This is a genomic window from Thermosynechococcus vestitus BP-1 (genome assembly GCF_000011345.1).
GTDB lineage: Bacteria > Cyanobacteriota > Cyanobacteriia > Thermosynechococcales > Thermosynechococcaceae > Thermosynechococcus > Thermosynechococcus vestitus.
This window is the reverse complement of record NC_004113.1, coordinates 1,287,837-1,304,073: the sequence shown is the minus strand read 5'-3', so window position 1 is coordinate 1,304,073 and position 16,237 is coordinate 1,287,837. Positions and strand designations below refer to the sequence as shown.

Sequence of the window (16,237 nt, the reverse complement as noted above, 5' to 3'; positions counted from 1 at the left end):
TGTTACTCGCGTTACAGAAGATGGGAACTGAGCCACCTCTACTTTAGCGAGGGCGATCGCGCCAAGTGACCCTTCATTACGCGGTGTGGAGTTCCCAGTCACAGCCGTTCTCCCCCGTGCGCCAGAGCCGCAGCTCAAAGCGACTGTCGCCAAGGCGTAGATTCCGAATGTGGAGTTCCTCGATACTGGCGGGCAACAGGGGCTGGTGGAGCAAGAATTTGCCTTGGGGAGCATCCACAAGTGGCCAAACCATGATCTGGATGAACTGGAAGAGGCTGGCGGTTGCCCAGGCTTGGGGGGAGCAGGCCACTGGGTACTGTACGGGCTGGGGATAGGTCTGGCGATCGAAGCCACAGAACAGTTCTGGGGGGCGCAAATCCGGCTGCCGACAGGTCATCTCAAAAAGGGTATCCACAAGAGTCAGGGCAAAGTCACTATCGCCAATTGCCCGCAGACCAAAGGCAATCAGGCTGGTATCGTGGGGCCACACTGACCCCAAGTGGTAGCCAATGGGATTGTAGGCTGGGGAGGTGCTGCTCAGGGTACGAATCCCCCAACCATTGAACAGATCCGGTAGCCGCAGCCGTTGCCCCACCCCTTGGGCTTTCTCGGGGTCACAAATCCCTGTCATCAGACATTGGCCAGCATTGGAGGTGAGGCTATCCACCGGCCGACCCTCACCGTCGAGGGCAAGGGCATAGAATCCGTCGGATTCCAGCCAAAAGTCGCGGTTAAAGCGCGCTTTGAGGTCGGTGGCCTGCCGCTGCCAGCGATCGCCCCACTCGCCATAGCCTAGGGCGTGAGCAATAACACTGAGGCGAGTTTTGGCGGCATAAACATAGCCTTGGACCTCACAGAGGGCAATGGGACCCTGGGCCAGTTCGCCGCGGCGGTTAACAATGCAGTTACCGGAGTCCTTCCAACCCTGGTTGTCAATCCCTTTGGCGGCTTGGCGATTATAGCTGAGGTAGCCCGTGGCGGCCATTTGTTGATCAATCCAAGCCATGGCAGCAAGGGCATGGGGCCAGAGCACCTCGATGGTGGCGCGATCGCCTGTCCACGCATAGTAGTCGCTGTAGAGCATGAGCCACAGCGGTGTGGCATCCACTGTGCCGTAGTAGGGGGTATGGGGGATTTCGCGGTTGCGTGCCATTTCGCCAAAGCGCAGCTCGTGGAGAATTTTTCCCGGTTGCTCATCGCGCTCAGGACAGATTTCCCGGCCTTGGTAGTGGGCAAGGGTGCGCAGGGTATCGCGGGCGATCGCCGGATTGAGGATCAGCGTTTGCATTGCTGAAATAATTGAGTCGCGACCAAAGAGCGTCGCAAACCAAGGAATACCCGCAGTCAAAACCTTGCCATGGCCAAAGGACTGCAACAGCATATAGAGATCCGCCATCCCCCGCCGCAGGATGCGGTTCCACTGCGGATTCGAGGTGACGATTTCTGTACAGTCTGACCACCACTGTTGCCGTTCCTGTTGAGCCGCTTGATCCGCAGCCGCTAGGGAGGAAGGAACTGCCACCTGTGCCGTGGGGGCGCCATTGGTAAAGGGACGGACGCAATAGTGAATACTGTGGTAGCCTTGGGGTTCCAGCTTCAGGTGCCATGTGGCCGTGGTGTCCTCAAGACGGTCGGGGGGAGTGCCCAAGAACTGCACTTGGGTCTCCATCAGGGCACCATCCAGGCCTTGATAGGCAAAGCAGAGATCGGCGCGTCCCTTGGTGTGGCGTAATTCACAACTGACGGGTTGCAACGTCTGTCCCCGCTGTGGGCGACCACCACCGTATTGGCGAATTTCAAATAAATCCTGAAAGTCTGACCCAAAGGTCAGCTGAATATCCACCACTGCCGGCTGTACTTGGTGGTTGGTAATCAGAATCGTTTCAAAAAGGGCGCCGCGCACAACGAGGCAGCGTTCGATGGCCAGCGCTTCCGCTGGTACATTGGGCTGTTTGGGGTTGGTACACACTACCTTGAGGGCGTGGCTACCCGTACAATGAAAACTCAGAAGCACGGGGCGATCGCCCCCCACCCGCAACTCCGCTTGACTCAGGAAGCGCGTATCTTGGCAAAATAGCCCCGTAATCGCCGTTTGCTGTTCGTCATTGCAGATATTGCCCAACTCATCACAAATCAGCAAGACATCATCGTCCTTGAGGACGGGAACCGTTTTGGGGTGGGTTTGAATTTTGGTGGCAGGCAGGGGCGGGGCGACAATGGGAATGTAGTTGCGCCCGTACAGGGAAACAACATCAGTCTCCATGGGCGTGGTAGCGGTCTCTCTTGAGCAGGAACAATTTTGGCTTATTTTTGGCTTATTTGTTCGATCTTCCCGCAGTGCTCGGGCGATCGCAATAAGTAGATATACAGAAAGTCAAGCACTGGCCAAAAGTTCCGCCACGGCATCACCACAGCATCCGCAGGGGAGGATTGCCACCACGGTGTCCCCAAATCAATCCCCTGGGCCTTGGCAATCCTTTTGCCTCTGCCTGGCAGTCTTCTACTGTAAAGTAAGGGTCGGTACTGGCCGCCATCCCTAGGATTTTGGCCCTCAAGCAGCATCATCGCCCTCGGTGCCCAGGGAGCCGATATCACCCTTCAGCTAAGTGTTAATATAGCCAAGTGTTAATATAACTATCCTGGAGATCCCAGCGGCCATAATGAGCTTCCCAACCCTGCGGTAGATATTCCCGCGGCAGCGGCCCACTTCTGGGTCTGCAAGGTCGCACCACAGACAAGGGGAAAGTACCGGGTTTGCCCTGTTCCTACCGTGATGGTTGCTTGAACTGTGCCACAATTTGGCGATGCACTTGGAAATAGCCCGAGACACAGTGCCCTAGATGGGATTTCAGGAGTGTATGCGCCTTACCAAGGCTATGGAAAGGAATTGAAGGATAGAGGTGATGCTCCGTGTGGTAGGGCATATTCCACATGAAGAGACGAATCGGCCACAGAGTTAGGGTGGTGCGGGTATTCATCAAGCCATTAGCATCGTGGCTGCAATGGGTGTGCTCCGCCAGCAAAATAAATCGCAGAACTGGCTGACCCACCGCTAAGAGTCCGATCCAAGCCAAGACCAGCCAAGGATAACCCAAGGCAACTGCAAGAGCGATCGCCCCCCCATAGGTCAACAGTTGCAGTCGTGCCGAGCGAATCACCGCAGGACGCGCCTCAGGGGTGATGTAGGGATAGCCCTCCAAGCGACCCAGGAACAGATGCCAGAAGGTTTTTAGTTTGCCCCACCACCAAGGTAAGCCACTCAGTTCCCAGAGGTACTCTCGCCAGTTCGTGGGCTTGCCATCAGCCAGTTCTGGGTCTTTGCCGGGGATTTGCGTGTAGCGATGGTGCCATCTGTGATAGCGACGGTAAAAATCACTGTTGTAAAAACACAGCAGCCCCGCCAACCACGCCACCGCGTCATTCAACCATTGACTGGCAAAGGCTGTGCGGTGGGAGCACTCATGGAGCGTGGCAAACATCGTCGCCAAACTAGTGCCACAGAGGAAGAGAGCCGGCATTGCTAACCACCCGTGCTTCCCAAATTGCGTCAGCCCCACTGCACCACTCACAAGGAGAATGCCTAAATGGAGGGCTAACTGTCGCAGGCCAGCCCAATTGCTGCGTTGATTGAGGTCTTGTAGCTCGGCAACAGAGAGCAGGCTAGGGGAACTCCCCGATAGGGTCATAGATGCTCGCCTCAATTCTTTGAACTGAAGGTCAGGGAATACTGATTGGTTAGGGCGAGTAGTTTAGAATTAAAAAGCCTAGGATACTAGCATAACCGATTTGAGCGAGAGTCGTTGTATTTTTGGACACCGGTTTTAAGAACAGCAACATCCCTCAGCATTCTGTCAGCTGATCACCCGACTAACGGGACGAGGTTTGCAGTCTTACTGCGTGGTGATGAAAGCACCGTACTAGCCTTTGCGCCGTTGTAGATAGGTGGCCACACCCATGTAAGTCAGGCTGTGGAGCATCAGCATTCCCCAATTCAGCAGCAGATTACCCCAAGTGGGGGCATAGACAGGGGTCGGATCAAAGGGTTGGGGCGGTGGTTCAAAGAGACCAAAATCAAGAGGTGGCGGTACCATACTATTCACGTCAATCAAGGCACCATAGGCACCCATTGTCCAACGGCCAATCGTCAGCCAAGAGAGAGCCGTTGCAATGCCCGTGAGCTTGAAGAGGACGCCGGCAAAGATAATTTGCGGCAGGAGCAACGGCGGTAAAATCTTGCTGGCTTGATCGCTATTGTGGACAGCAGCCGAGATCAAAAGCCCCAAACAGAGACTCGCCACTAGTGTCAGGAAGGTGGTGATGCCAAACCCCAGTGGCCAAGGGAGGAGGGCACCCTTTGGCAGACCAAAGGCCAACAGTCCCACAAGGGTAATGAGTAGCGTTTGTGCCAAAGCCATGCCCTTGCCAAGGGTGAGTTTGGCGGCCATGTAGGCCCAGAGACTGAGATTGGCAAGGCGTTCGCGGCGGTAGATGGCCGCCTCTGTGATCAGGGCTTGCGCCCAGCCCGAGAGTCCCACCCAAAGACAGGCACAGGTAAAGACAAAGAGAATGCGCAGGGTTTGAGCCGCTTGCAGCAGGCTGGGGGGATCTTGGGGGACAAAGGGGGAGCGATCGCTGGCAAAGCGAGTAAGCAGCAGGGCAATAGGGACACTGATCAAATTTAAGACAAGGCTGAGGCGATCGCGCCACAGGAGTTGCCACTGCCGGTGGCACAATACCCGCCATTGGTAGAGGTGAGGCGGTGCCGGCTGCTGCGGTGGTGTTTCGGCATTGGGACGACTCTCTGCCCCCAGAACACTGGTACTCTCGTAGTGCGGCCCGATACTGAGGTGGCTGGCAAGGTAGCGTTGATAGTGGGCAGATTGGCGAAATTTTTGACTCCAGGCAGCACTATTTTCGGGAGTCAGGAGAGCATAAATTTCAGCCACAGAATTGAGAGGGCGATCGCCCGTTGGACTAAAGAATTGACGAGCCTCATCGGCTGGGCCAAAATAGCAAAGCCGCCCCCCAGGACCAAGAACAAGTAGGCGATCGCACAAATACACATGACTCGTGGCGTGGGTAACCAAAACAATTGTGCGTTCTTGATCGGCCAATTGCCGCAGCAACTGCATCAGCAAAAAGTCGAGCCCCGGATCTAGACCCGACGTGGGTTCATCAAGGAAAAAGAGCTTGGGATTGGCCAATAGCTCAACGGCAATACTCACCCGCTTGCGCTGACCGCCACTGAGGCTGGCCACCCGTTGATGTTCCGTACCCCTTAACTGCACCTGTTCAAGAACTCGCTCAACTGCTGCCCTGCGGTTTTGGGCATCGGTATCCGCGGGTAAGCGCAGTTGCGCCGCATAATTCAGGACTTCGGCCACGGTGAGGCGGGCATGGACAATATCATCTTGGGGAACATAACCAATTTGGTGGCGGTAGCTGGCAAGATGGCGATGCAAATTCAAACCATTGAGCAGCACCTGTCCTTCCTGAGGCGGATCGAGCCCCATCAACACTTTTAAGAGGGTGGATTTCCCCGTACCACTGCCACCGACAATCCCCACAAGTTGTCTCGGCTCCGCCACAAAGGCAACCTCTTGCAAGAGGGCGCGATCGCCCGCTGGAGTTTTTACCCGTCGTTCCAATCCCCAAGCATCAATGCGAAGATGACTGCCCTGGTCCCTAATTTCTAAGGTCTCATGGTGGTAGAGAAGGACAAAAGGCCCAATGCGAATCTGATCACCGTTGCGCAGTGTGTAGGGTCCCTTGAGGAGTTTGGCGTTGACGTAGGTGCCGTTGCTGCTGCCCAAATCCCTCAGAACGTAGAGACCCGCACTGGTGCGATCAATACTGGCGTGGTGCAGGGACACCGTGGGGGCATCCAGTTGCCAATGCCGATAGCTGTTGCTTGCTTGCCGCCCTAAAGTCAGCGGCCATTCCTTGAGGGTTTTCAGGACAAGGCGGCGCTGCTGTGGTAAGGGGGGTGGACTGGCGGTTGCCGAAAACTGGATCTGGACCAGCAATTGCACTTTGTTTTTCGGGTCTTGGCCAATTTCTAGCCGTAGGGTTTCCCCGAGAGCAAAGCCCTCTTCAATGCCGATGCGGCGTTGGTTGTAGAAGGTGCCATTGGTGCTGCGGCGTTGATGGCCATCTCCATCCCAGAGGTAGTAGGTTGCCCCCTGTTGCTTAAAAACGGCATGGCGGCTGGAAATCACTGACCACAGTGGATCATCGGGCACCACCAAATCCGCCCACTGGTGATCCCGTCCCAGGCGATGTTCTGGCTGTGTCAGGGAATAGGTCAGTGTTTTCCCCTGACTTTCGAGGGTGAGGATGACGGTGGGTAGATCAACAACCGTTTTTGGCGGGGGCGATCGCATAGGCCGTTTAGAAAGGGGACGCCTGTTTGATGGGTTGGCAAAACCGAGTCACAGTTTCAATCAAGACAGAAACAACCTCATGGACGGCTGGCGAACTAGTAGATCGCCTTATCGGCAGGAAATCGATCAATTCCCGCAGGCAGGGGCGTATGGGTGGTAAAGAGCTGGCTGGCCTGCACCATCTCCAAGGACCCACCATAGGTGGGATGGTCTTCGGTGAGCGGCTGACGAATCCGCTCTAGGGACAAAAAGGCCGAGTGCCCTTCATTCATGGGATAGACCGTTGGCCGCAACCCCAAGCCGTGCAGATCGGTATCACCGCCATAGCGGTCATCGGTGATCGGCTGATCGGAGGCACTGTTTTCTGGCAAATTTGTATCCAACAGAGAGAGGGGAACCCGACCCACTTGGACTTGCCAAATCCGTGCTTGCACCTTCCGATTGGGGTAATCGACGCTAATTCGATGCTCTTGACCTTCAGGGGTAGGGATGAGCTTGAGGGGCAGGGTATAAAAATCATTACTGGGATAGCACTCCTGCTGCCAGCGATCGCCACCGAGGTACTGCGGAAAATAGCCCTTTTGATAGAGCAATCCCACCCCCACCAAGGGGAGTCCTAGGTCACTGGCGGATTTAAGGTGATCCCCAGCCAAGACCCCCAAGCCCTCTGAAGAGATTGGCAGGCACTCCGTGGGGCCAAATTCAAGGGAAAAATAGGCAATACACTCCCCCGGGGGCGCATCGGGGCCCGTTTGCTGGTACCACGTCTGGACAGGCTGGGCATATTCTTGAAACTGGCTCATTCCCCGCTCCGTCTGTGCCAAAAAGCCGTTGTCGGCAGCTGCATCCCAGAGGCGATCTTGGCCAATGGGTCCCAAGGGGGTGAACGGGTTGGGGTTTGTTTCCTCCCGCAGTTCTGGATCGCGGCGGCGCAACAGGGCGATCGCCTCGGTGTGCCACGTCCAGTAGAGGTTGTAGGCCAGTTCCCGCAGGGGTTCCAAACGTTGCGGCAAGTGGGGACGAACGTTAAACGTGCGGATGGGCGTCATAGGGGCTGCCAATGTCGTCGTTTCTATCTTAATTTCCTATGCGTTTTGAGTATGATTTGCTGATTGTTGCCGCTAGTCCCTTGGCGCTAGATATTGCCTATCGGTGTGCCCCCTTGGGGCGGATTGGCTTGGTGATCCCACCCCCTGATGGACAGTGGCAATGGCAGTGGCAACGCTGGTGGTTATCCCAGTTTCCGCCCCGCACCCTAGATGCCCAGCATTGGCAGCACTTTCAAGCCCACCTCAGCCACGGACAGCGACGCTATGCCCCTGCGGTCTTGGAACTCGTGGGGGTAGATGTGATCACAGGGGTGGGGGAATTTGTTTGGCGGCCACGCTGTCATTTTCAGGTGGGGGGCGATCGCCTTTACGCGCGAGGCTATTTGCTCCTTGATGCACCAGCGGCAATGGATTTTCAGGATATGGATGCCCTCAGCAGAATTGAGCTGGCCTGTTGGCACTACTGGTCTGGCAAAGCCCCTAATGCTGATGCACAAGGTCTGCCGGTGGTGACAACAGAAGATGCGTGGTTCAACGATCGTCTGCACGCTGCCCTAAAGGCTCTGGGTCTAGCTATTCCCGGGTCGGGAAAGCGCAAAGCCCCGGATTTCAGTCCTTTGCATCTACACCCCCTACAGCGGGATGCCCAGGGTTGGCTGCGGTTAAATCGCTACGGACGTACCAGTCACCCCCAAATCTATGCCTGTGGCGGTTGGCAGCGGGGATACCATTTGCCCTCCCTGACCTACTTTGAAGCTTTTGCGATCGCCCGCCAGATTTTGCAGCGCCGACCCATACCCCTCGATTACCGTTCCCAGCCCTGGTGGATTGCCTTACCAATTCCTATGGCGCGGGTGGGTTGGAATGGGCGGCAAGCGCAGCAGTCCCTTAGGGAACCCATTCAACTCTGGGAGATTCAGCAGTGGAGTCCCGAGGGGCAGAGCCTAGGACAAGTGGTCATCAATCGCCAAGGGCGGCTTCTAGGAGCAACATTGATCGGACGCGCGGCGATTGCCAGTAGTCGCATTTTCGGTCGGTGTTTAGATGAAAATGCCTTTGCGGCCATTACCTATGCCGGTTGGGAACTGGATTGCCAGCGCCAGCGATCGCCAAAGGCGCGACGGTTGCCTAAATCAGGTAGCGGATTGGATTCCCCCTTGCCCTGATGTTGCCAGAGAATCGTAAAGGCGCCCGCCCCTTCCCCTTGGTGGGGCCATAGCCGATAGCAGGGAAATGCTGCTAAATGGGATTGATAGGCCGCCAGGGCCGGCACGGGTTGAGGAAGCAAGTGGGGAAACTTTGCCATGAGCCAAGCAGCCACATCCTCGTTTTCATCTTGGCTAAAGGTGCAGGTGCTATAGAGCAGCCATCCCCCCGGACGCACAAGGGTGGTTGCCGCCGCTAGAATTCGTTTTTGTCGCCGTTGGTTGTGGCGAATGGTCAGAGGATGGAAGCAGCCCTCGGCTTTTTGTCCCTTGGCCAGCAGGGATTGACCGGAGCAGGGGGCATCGACAATGACGACATCGGCCGTGCCTTGGAATTCAGCAGCCAGCACTTCGCTATCCCAAGAGGTGACGCCTACGGGATGGACGCGACAGCGTTTGAGATTGCCAATGAGCTTCCCTACTCGCTTGCCAATCGTCTCATTGCAGATGAGGTAGCGAGGGTGGAGCGATCGCCACGCAAAGAGGCTCTTCCCGCCAGGTGCCGCACACACATCGATCACCAAGGACGGCTCCTGGGGCAGGGTGAGCAGGGGAACCGCCGCAAACACCGATGAGCTATCCAAGCAATAATAGGCACCGGCTGCATGGAGAGGGTGTTGACCCGTTGGACTACCGGCAACAAAGCGGCTCACCCAGGGGGGTTGCCACGGCAGCGGTGGTAAGGCCGCAAAAGGTAGGGCAGCAGCCGGCTCCCCACACCAAAGCACCGTGGCAGGATAAGCTGGGGGGGTCATTAGCGCCTGGAGGAATCGCTCCCGATTGTCCGCCGCCTCAAAAAGGCGATTCGCGCAGGCCAGGGCCAATCGAGAGGGTTGGACCACAGGGTTAGCCGTGGACGGCAATGGCAGTGTTAACCGCTTCGACAAGGGCACGCACACTGGCCACCATGGCCACTTCACTATTGAGTTGGTTGACGGCAGAACCAACCCCTACACCTGCAGCCCCAGCGGCGATCGCCAGCGGAATCGTCACCGTCGAAAGCCCCGAAGCACACAGCACCGGCACCGAAACGGCACGGGAAATTTCATAGGCTGCCGCCAATGTGGGAGCGGCTTTTTCAATGAGACCCAATGTGCCACCGTGGTGGGGCTGGCTACTCGTCCCCCCCTCCGTTTGAATGACGTCGGCACCGGCGGCCACTAAGGCTTCAGCGAGGGCAACTTGTTGATCCAAGGGCAGCGTATGGGGCACAGTCACCGACAGCATGATCTGGGGCAGCAACTCGCGGGTTTGGCGCGTCAAGGCCAGCACTTCCTCGCCGCTAAATACTCGCCCTTGGGCATAGAAGCTATCATAGTTGCCAATTTCCACCAGATCGGCACCAGCGGCCACTGCCCCTAGGAGTTGCAAGGGTTCCACCGCCGATACACAGACTGGCAGCGTCGTCAGTTCCTTGGCAAGGTGCACGAGTTGAGGATCGGCAGCAATATCCACAAAGGTGGCGCCCCCTTGATCGGCGGCCATCACCACCGCCCGCACGCGATCGCGATCAAAATTGTTGAGGCCACTGATAATCTTCAGAACAGAACGCTGCTTAAAGGCAGCGGTTAAGCGCGGATGCAACATAGACTTGAAACTTTCCGTAGTTGTGCATTTTTTTATCCTACAGCCCATCTCACAACAACTGTAGCTCTATTTGATAGACTCAAAGAGTCTCTGACTCTCCCTAGCTCCTATGACCGTTCCCGTTGCAGTGCTCACTGGCTACTTGGCGCCGGTAAAACCACACTCCTCAATCCCATGCTCAGCCACGAATACGGTCAGAAGGTTGCTGTGATTGTCAATGAGGTTGGCGAAGTGGGCATTGATCATCAAATTGATCCTCAATTGGTGGTCAATACCGATCCAGAAATTTTCGAGATGAATAGTGGCTGCATTTGCTGTACCGGGCGCAGTGACTTGATTCCCATGATTGGCAACCTGATGAACGGCAGCACCAGTTTGATCACCTGGTCATTGAAACGACGGGGCTGGCAGATCCTGCGCCCGTGATTCAAACCTTCTTCATGGATTTTACCGATATGATTTTGCTCAATAAAACGGACTTGGGGAGGGGAGCAGACCTCAGCCAGTTGCGCGATCGCATCCATGCCATGAACCCCTTGGCCAAGGGGTATGGTACTCAGGCGGCTGCCGTACCTATGGAGCGCATCCTGGATTTGGGCGCTTTGACCTTGAGCGTGCCCTCCAACTCGAGCCCGACTTCCTGGGGAGAATCACCATAACACGATAAAGCCGTTGGTTCTGTGGCCATTGTTGCTGCGGGCAAATTGGATGGTGCCAAGCTGCACAGGTGGCTGACCCAGTTGCTGCAAACCCAAGGCCCCGATATTTCCCTATGAAGGGGATGGTACATCTGGCGGAGCAGCCCCCGCCCTTTGTCTTTCAGGGGGTGTAGATGCTCTTTGAGGGTCGTGCCCTCGATCGCCCCCTTGACCACCAGCGCAATGAACTCATCTTCATTGGCCGCAACCTTGATGAGAGCCAACTGCGCCAAGCCTTTAGGGCATGTTTTGTTTAGAAGCTAAACGTCGTGCGGATCAAACCTTGTAGGATGGGACTATTGCCGCGCACGTTATTGGCCTCTGTAATCGCCATCAGGACAGGAGTCACCGCAATGTTATCGCTGATGGGAATGCGGAAAAAGAGTTCGTAGTTGGTTTGGGTGCCATCATTGATGCCCACAGCAGACCCGAGGGAATTGAGAAAAGGCTGACCCACTGCTGCTGCCAACAGAGACCCTTCCGCAAGCAAATCCCGATAGGCCACCCCCGCCATCCAGGTGTGCAGGATTGTTTGTTGGGGCAGGCCTGTGATCACTTGGAAAGCTCCTAGATCATTGAGGTTAAAGCCGGCGCGAAACTCCGCCCCAGAAATGCCATAGCGACCAAAGAGACCGAATTTGCCCAAGGTCAGCTCCGTGTTCAGGCCACCGGCATTTTGAACCAGGCGTTGAGTTCCGGAGTGGGTATACTGCAGCCGTACTGCAAAGTTATTTTGCTCATTGCTGCCGAAGGGGCGAGCGTATTCCAGTTCTAAACTGGCCTGAAAAGGATCGCCAAAGGCGCCACCGCCCAGAGCTGGGATCGGCTGATTCGCCTGGGCTGCAACGTAGAGTGCCCGCAGAGTAAAGGGACCTTGTTGCGGATTCCACACCAGTGTGACCCCAGCGCCGCCAGGGCCATGCACTGCTTGGGGCACAATTAGAGGGTTGTTAATAAAGAACCCAGAACTAAAATCCTGAAACGAGTCATTGGCATAGCTGTTGGTGTCAATTAGGTCACTGGGGTAAAACTGCGCGCCAAATCCTAGGGTTAAGTCCTTGAGAGGCTGAAAGCTGTAGTAGAGCCGGTACAGGTTAACGGCGATGGGCACATCCCCATAGTCCACAGCACCGGCATTAAAGATTCCTCCATTCACCAAACTACCGCCAATGGTGTCGAGGCCATTGTTGCCCATTTGTAGGGTGGTGATCAGTTGATCGCTGCCCCGAAAGCTGGTGTTGAGATTGATCTCAACGCGACTCAGTACTGTGGGATTAAAATTACCCCCTGGGAACGTCACAGGAGCACCGATATTAGGGTCGTAACTAGTGACTTGGCCCGTGTTGCCCCCTGCTTGAACGGCCATCACGGCATCCACCGAGAGCTGGGTGGTGGTCGAAAATTGGGTGGCTTCGAGGGCGGCAGTGCGGGCTTCAAGATTATCCACTCGTCCGCGCAGGGTGGCCAGTTCAGCGGCAAATTCCTCAGAAAGTCGTTGCAAGGTAGCTAAATCTTCCTTGGTGGCAAAGCGATCGCTCACCACATCGAGGCAAGCATTCAAAGCCGCCGCCATTTCAAACCGTGTCAGGGCACGATGACCCCGAAACGTGCCATCCGGATAGCCGGCAATGCAGCCATATTTTTCCACTAAGGAAGCAAGGGCTTGGTAGGCCCAATCGGTGGGGCGCACATCCGCAAGCTGCGAGACAGAGGTTACCTGTCCCAGACTGTCACTTGCCCGCACAGGATTCAGCGTCTGAGCAAAAACTGCTGAATTCAGGAGAAAAACGTTAATGCCAAGGGCTCCCACAATGACCGCTCTTAAAGATTGTTCCATAACTGCCCTCCTAGCCTCACACCAAAAGACTGCCTGGGGAATCCACCAAGGCTAGATAAGAATTGTAATGATTATCATTCTACTTTTTCAGGGGGGTCAACCAAAACCATGCTCACGTTAGATAGTGCCGTCACGAGTTTATGAGATACTGAGCGTGTGTCTGGACTGTATTATAGGACCGTGCCATGAGGACACCTGACTACCGTCGCCACGATATTTCCGACCGGGTTTGGGAGCGGTTGGAACCGCATCTACCTGGACGCCGAGGGAGCTGGGGGGGTGTGGCGAAAGACAACCGGCAGTTCATCAATGCGGTGTTCTGGATACTGCGCACCGGCGCCCCTTGGCGGGATTTACCCCCGGAGTACGGAGATTGGAAGAACGTGCATCGAAGGTTCTGCCGCTGGCGAGACAAAGGCGTGTGGGAAAAGGTCCTTGAGCAGTTGATCGACGAGCCCGATTACGAATGGTTGATCATCGATGCTACTCATGTCAAAGTCCACCCTCATGCCACAGGGGCCAAAGGCGGCAACCAAGACATGGGCCGTACAAAAGGGGGCTCAATACCAAGATACATCTGGCCGTGGATGCGCATGGTATGCCGCTGCGAATGGTTATCACAGCAGGTACCACTGCGGATTGTCGCCAAGCTGCAACCTTGATCGAAGGAATCGATGCAAAGTACCTGTTGGCGGACAAAGGCTACGACAGTGATGCCCTCATCGCCCAAGCCAAAGAGCATGGGATGCAGCCTGTCATCCCTTCGCGCAGACATCGCAGACAGCGACGTGAATGCGACAAGCAGTTGTATCGGCTTCGTCATCTGGTTGAGAATGCTTTTTTGCATCTCAAGCGTTGGCGAGGTATTGCCACGCGATACGCCAAAAATACGGCTTCTTTCCTTGCTGCTGTGCACATCCGTTGTATCGCCATTTGGGCATCAATCTCGTGACGACAGTATCTAGCATTGGGGTTGTCCCTTTGCCTATCTCCCCCCTCCGCATCATGGGTGTTCTTCCCCAGCAACGTTGGCTCTTGCCACCGATTGATCCTGAGTGTCATGACGCCTTAAGGCGGGCGCTGGGTTGCCACCCATCGCTAGCGGAAATTTATTTGCGGCGAGGTCTCACGACCCCTACAGCGGTACGGGCGTTTCTCGAACCGGAAACCCTAGAGCTACCGCCTCCCAACGCCGTCTTTCCTGACCTTGATTTAGCAGTGGAATTGCTGCAACGGGCGATCGCCCGCGGTGACAAGATGACCATTTGTGGCGATTACGATGCCGATGGCATGACGAGTACCGCCCTTCTGTTGCGTGCCCTGCGCCATCTGGGAGCAGACATTGACTATGAAATTCCCTCGCGCATGCACGAAGGCTATGGCATCAATGAGCGGATTGTCCAGGAGTGCTACGACCGGGGCGTCAAACTGATTCTCACCGTGGACAACGGCATTGCTGCCCTCCACCCTATTCTCAAGGCGCGGGAACTGGGACTGACGGTCATTGTGACGGATCACCACGATGTACCGCCGCAACTGCCCCCTGCCCATGCCATTCTCAATCCAAAACTCGTCCCCCCGACCTCTCCTTACCATACCCTGGCGGGGGTGGGGATGGCCTATATCCTTGCTGTGTCCCTGGCGCAGCGATTGGGAAACTGGCGGCCACTGGTGCGGCCTTTGCGGGAGCTGTGTACCCTTGGCACCATTGCCGATCTGGCTCCCTTGACGGGGGTGAATCGCCGCTGGGTCAAGCAGGGATTGCAAACCCTTCCCACCTCTTCTCTGGTGGGTGTCCAGGCACTGATGCAAGTGGCAGGCTGTTTACCTGAGCAGGACGCCTCCCTAAAACCCACGGCCGTTGGATTTCGTCTCGGACCGCGGATCAATGCCATTGGCCGGATTGGTGACCCGCAAGTGGTCATTGAATTGTTGACAACGGACGATCCAGACCGTGCTCAGGAGTTGGCAGCCCTCTGTGAAGCAACCAACCGTCGCCGTCAGGATCTCTGTGCTGCGATTGAAGCGGAGGCGATCGCCCACTTGGAAGAGACGGATTTTGATCCCCAACAGGAGTGGGTTTTGGTGATCGTCCAGCCCAATTGGCACCATGGGGTCATTGGCATTGTCGCCTCCCGTCTTGTGGAGCGCTACGGCGTCCCTGTGTTTATTGGCACCTATGAAAATGAGACGATAATTCGTGGCTCAATTCGCAGTATTCCAGAATTCCATGTTTTTGAGGCTCTTGAGGCAACCAAGGACTTGCTCTTGAAATATGGCGGTCATAAAGCGGCCGGGGGGTTTAGCCTACGGGCAGAGCATTTAGCGGCTTGGCGCGATCGCCTGCGGGCCTTTGCCCAAACCTGTCTCAAACCCGAGGATCTGCGTCCTCTGGTCACCCTTGATGCCGAAATCTCCTTTGAGCAACTGACCTGGGACTTTTACACTCAAGTGGAGCAATTGCAACCCTTTGGCAGTGAGAATCCCCAGCCTATGTTCTGTAGTCGCGGGGTCAAGATCCTCGAACAAACGCCCATGGGTCAGCAGGGGGAGCACCTGAAACTCACCCTAGAGCAGAATGGGCAGCAGATGACCGCTAAGGCTTGGCGCTGGGGACCATTTTTGCCGTTGCCAACCCGAGTAGATATTGCCTATCACCTCACAGCCCACACTTGGCATGGCGAAACCCAGCTGGAACTCGAACTTAAGGGAGTCAAACCCTCACTGGCGTGGTACGTTCCTGCTCCACCGAGTCACCCAATCCCCAGTTGGCAACCCCTACCGCCTTTGACAACCCTCCTGCCACAGTTGCGCGACCCTGTCTTGCTCTATGGCTATGGCCGCCCTGAGGTACCGCCCAACCTCACCACCGCAGCCATTCACTACGATCGCCCTCGCCATCGCTGTCCCACTCTCATCCTGTGGTCACTGCCACCCTCTTCTACCCATTTGCGTTGGCTATTGGCCATTGCCCAGCCAAAAACCGTCTATGTGGGATACCAACGACCGGCGATCGCCCCTCTGACCACCCTCATCCTCTCCATTCAGAATGAGCTCAAAGCCAAAGAAGAGACTCAAGTGAATCTTTTGGCCTTGAGTCAAGCCTATTGGATTGCCCCCTGTACACTGGTGGCGATCCTGCGCCATCTGGGCTATAGCTGTGAAGAATTTGCCCCCACCCTGAGCATTACCGAAGAACTGGCACGACTGCAACGCTGGTATCAACTGCAAGCCAAGGATTTGGCACGGTTAGCACAACTGTGGGGGACTGCCTAAGTCTTGAAAAAGAAATGGCCTACAAATTGCCGCGACGCACTGCCAACAGGAAAATAATCATCGGCCCTGCAATGCCAATCATGGCAATCATGGTCAGTTGGGCAATGACTTCAAAGTTGATATTGCTAAGAAACTCAATAATGCCATTGAAAATTCCCATAGGTTCTCCCAAGCAATCAGCGGTTATCAGTTCGTGATTTTA

Annotated in this window: 11 protein-coding genes and 1 pseudogene; 4 read left to right on the top strand and 8 right to left on the bottom strand. The window is 55.8% G+C overall.

The genetic code is table 11. The annotated features are described in order from the left end of the window. Positions 1-76 precede the first annotated feature (76 nt). The 4 genes from TLL_RS06345 to glgP all read right to left on the bottom strand — a co-directional run bounded on the left by TLL_RS06345 (position 77) and on the right by glgP (position 7,432). Positions 77-2,263: an amylo-alpha-1,6-glucosidase gene (locus tag TLL_RS06345; protein WP_011057096.1), complete on the bottom strand. Its 2,187-nt coding sequence runs from the start codon at positions 2,261-2,263 to the stop codon at positions 77-79. Positions 2,264-2,765: 502 nt separating this feature from the next. Then, complete coding sequence (locus tag TLL_RS06340; protein WP_011057094.1) at positions 2,766-3,686, bottom strand: fatty acid desaturase family protein; 921 nt, start codon at positions 3,684-3,686, stop codon at positions 2,766-2,768. A 231-nt stretch (positions 3,687-3,917) separates the two neighbouring features. Further along, complete coding sequence (locus tag TLL_RS06335) at positions 3,918-6,383, bottom strand: ATP-binding cassette domain-containing protein (protein WP_011057093.1); 2,466 nt, start codon at positions 6,381-6,383, stop codon at positions 3,918-3,920. A gap of 95 nt (positions 6,384-6,478) precedes the next feature. Next, complete coding sequence (gene glgP / locus TLL_RS06330) at positions 6,479-7,432, bottom strand: alpha-glucan family phosphorylase (protein WP_011057092.1); 954 nt, start codon at positions 7,430-7,432, stop codon at positions 6,479-6,481. 38 nt (positions 7,433-7,470) lie between these two features. On the opposite strand from glgP, the gene TLL_RS06325 reads away from it, so the two are divergent. Then, a complete protein-coding gene (locus tag TLL_RS06325) occupies positions 7,471-8,598 on the top strand; it encodes a hypothetical protein (protein WP_011057091.1) in 1,128 nt (375 codons plus the stop codon). On the opposite strand, the gene TLL_RS06320 is transcribed toward TLL_RS06325, so the two are convergent. Together TLL_RS06320 and TLL_RS06315 are read right to left on the bottom strand one after the other, a co-directional pair. Beyond that, the gene (locus TLL_RS06320) at positions 8,502-9,392 is read right to left on the bottom strand and encodes an RsmB/NOP family class I SAM-dependent RNA methyltransferase (protein WP_164920841.1); all 891 of its coding nucleotides are present in this window, start codon (positions 9,390-9,392) and stop codon (positions 8,502-8,504) included. The two genes, TLL_RS06325 and TLL_RS06320, sit on opposite strands and share 97 nt — an antisense overlap. A gap of 91 nt (positions 9,393-9,483) precedes the next feature. Further along, positions 9,484-10,224 carry a DUF561 domain-containing protein gene (locus tag TLL_RS06315; protein ID WP_011057089.1) on the bottom strand — a complete coding sequence of 247 codons (741 nt, stop codon included), beginning with the start codon at positions 10,222-10,224 and terminating at the stop codon, positions 9,484-9,486. A gap of 109 nt (positions 10,225-10,333) precedes the next feature. Here TLL_RS06315 and TLL_RS13525 point away from each other — a divergent pair. Continuing rightward, positions 10,334-11,179 (top strand): annotated as a pseudogene (locus tag TLL_RS13525) (CobW family GTP-binding protein). Here the strand turns inward: TLL_RS13525 and TLL_RS06305 are convergent. After that, entirely contained in the window at positions 11,176-12,759 is a 1,584-nt protein-coding gene (locus tag TLL_RS06305) for an iron uptake porin (RefSeq protein ID WP_011057086.1), read from the bottom strand. The pseudogene TLL_RS13525 and the gene TLL_RS06305 sit on opposite strands and share 4 nt — an antisense overlap. Before the next feature lie 185 nt (positions 12,760-12,944). Here TLL_RS06305 and TLL_RS13520 point away from each other — a divergent pair. Next, positions 12,945-13,711 (top strand): IS5-like element ISTel4 family transposase gene (locus tag TLL_RS13520; RefSeq protein ID WP_164920657.1). Its coding sequence is split into 2 segments (ribosomal slippage): positions 12,945-13,320 and positions 13,320-13,711, totalling 768 coding nucleotides; the frame shifts between segments, so codons are not numbered across the junction. Positions 13,712-13,764: 53 nt separating this feature from the next. Continuing rightward, positions 13,765-16,035 carry a single-stranded-DNA-specific exonuclease RecJ gene (gene recJ / locus TLL_RS06295; protein ID WP_164921152.1) on the top strand — a complete coding sequence of 757 codons (2,271 nt, stop codon included), beginning with the start codon at positions 13,765-13,767 and terminating at the stop codon, positions 16,033-16,035. A gap of 19 nt (positions 16,036-16,054) precedes the next feature. Here recJ and psb30 read toward each other — a convergent pair whose 3' ends face one another. Then, on the bottom strand, positions 16,055-16,195 hold the full coding sequence (gene psb30 / locus TLL_RS06290; protein ID WP_011057084.1) for a photosystem II reaction center protein Ycf12/Psb30: 141 nt from the start codon (positions 16,193-16,195) through the stop codon (positions 16,055-16,057). Positions 16,196-16,237 lie beyond the last annotated feature (42 nt).

Excerpts from the sequence above, each read along its gene's own strand:
- TLL_RS06320 (WP_164920841.1), bottom strand. The coding sequence starts at position 9,392 with ATGACCCCCCCAGCTTATCCTGCCACGGTGCTTTGGTGTGGGGAGCCG.
- TLL_RS06340 (WP_011057094.1), bottom strand. The coding sequence starts at position 3,686 with ATGACCCTATCGGGGAGTTCCCCTAGCCTGCTCTCTGTTGCCGAGCTA.
- glgP (WP_011057092.1), bottom strand. The coding sequence starts at position 7,432 with ATGACGCCCATCCGCACGTTTAACGTTCGTCCCCACTTGCCGCAACGT.
- TLL_RS06335 (WP_011057093.1), bottom strand. The coding sequence starts at position 6,383 with ATGCGATCGCCCCCGCCAAAAACGGTTGTTGATCTACCCACCGTCATC.
- TLL_RS06305 (WP_011057086.1), bottom strand. The coding sequence starts at position 12,759 with ATGGAACAATCTTTAAGAGCGGTCATTGTGGGAGCCCTTGGCATTAAC.
- TLL_RS06345 (WP_011057096.1), bottom strand. The coding sequence starts at position 2,263 with ATGGAGACTGATGTTGTTTCCCTGTACGGGCGCAACTACATTCCCATT.
- recJ (WP_164921152.1), top strand. The coding sequence starts at position 13,765 with ATGGGTGTTCTTCCCCAGCAACGTTGGCTCTTGCCACCGATTGATCCT.
- TLL_RS06325 (WP_011057091.1), top strand. The coding sequence starts at position 7,471 with ATGCGTTTTGAGTATGATTTGCTGATTGTTGCCGCTAGTCCCTTGGCG.
- psb30 (WP_011057084.1), bottom strand. The coding sequence starts at position 16,195 with ATGGGAATTTTCAATGGCATTATTGAGTTTCTTAGCAATATCAACTTT.
- TLL_RS06315 (WP_011057089.1), bottom strand. The coding sequence starts at position 10,224 with ATGTTGCATCCGCGCTTAACCGCTGCCTTTAAGCAGCGTTCTGTTCTG.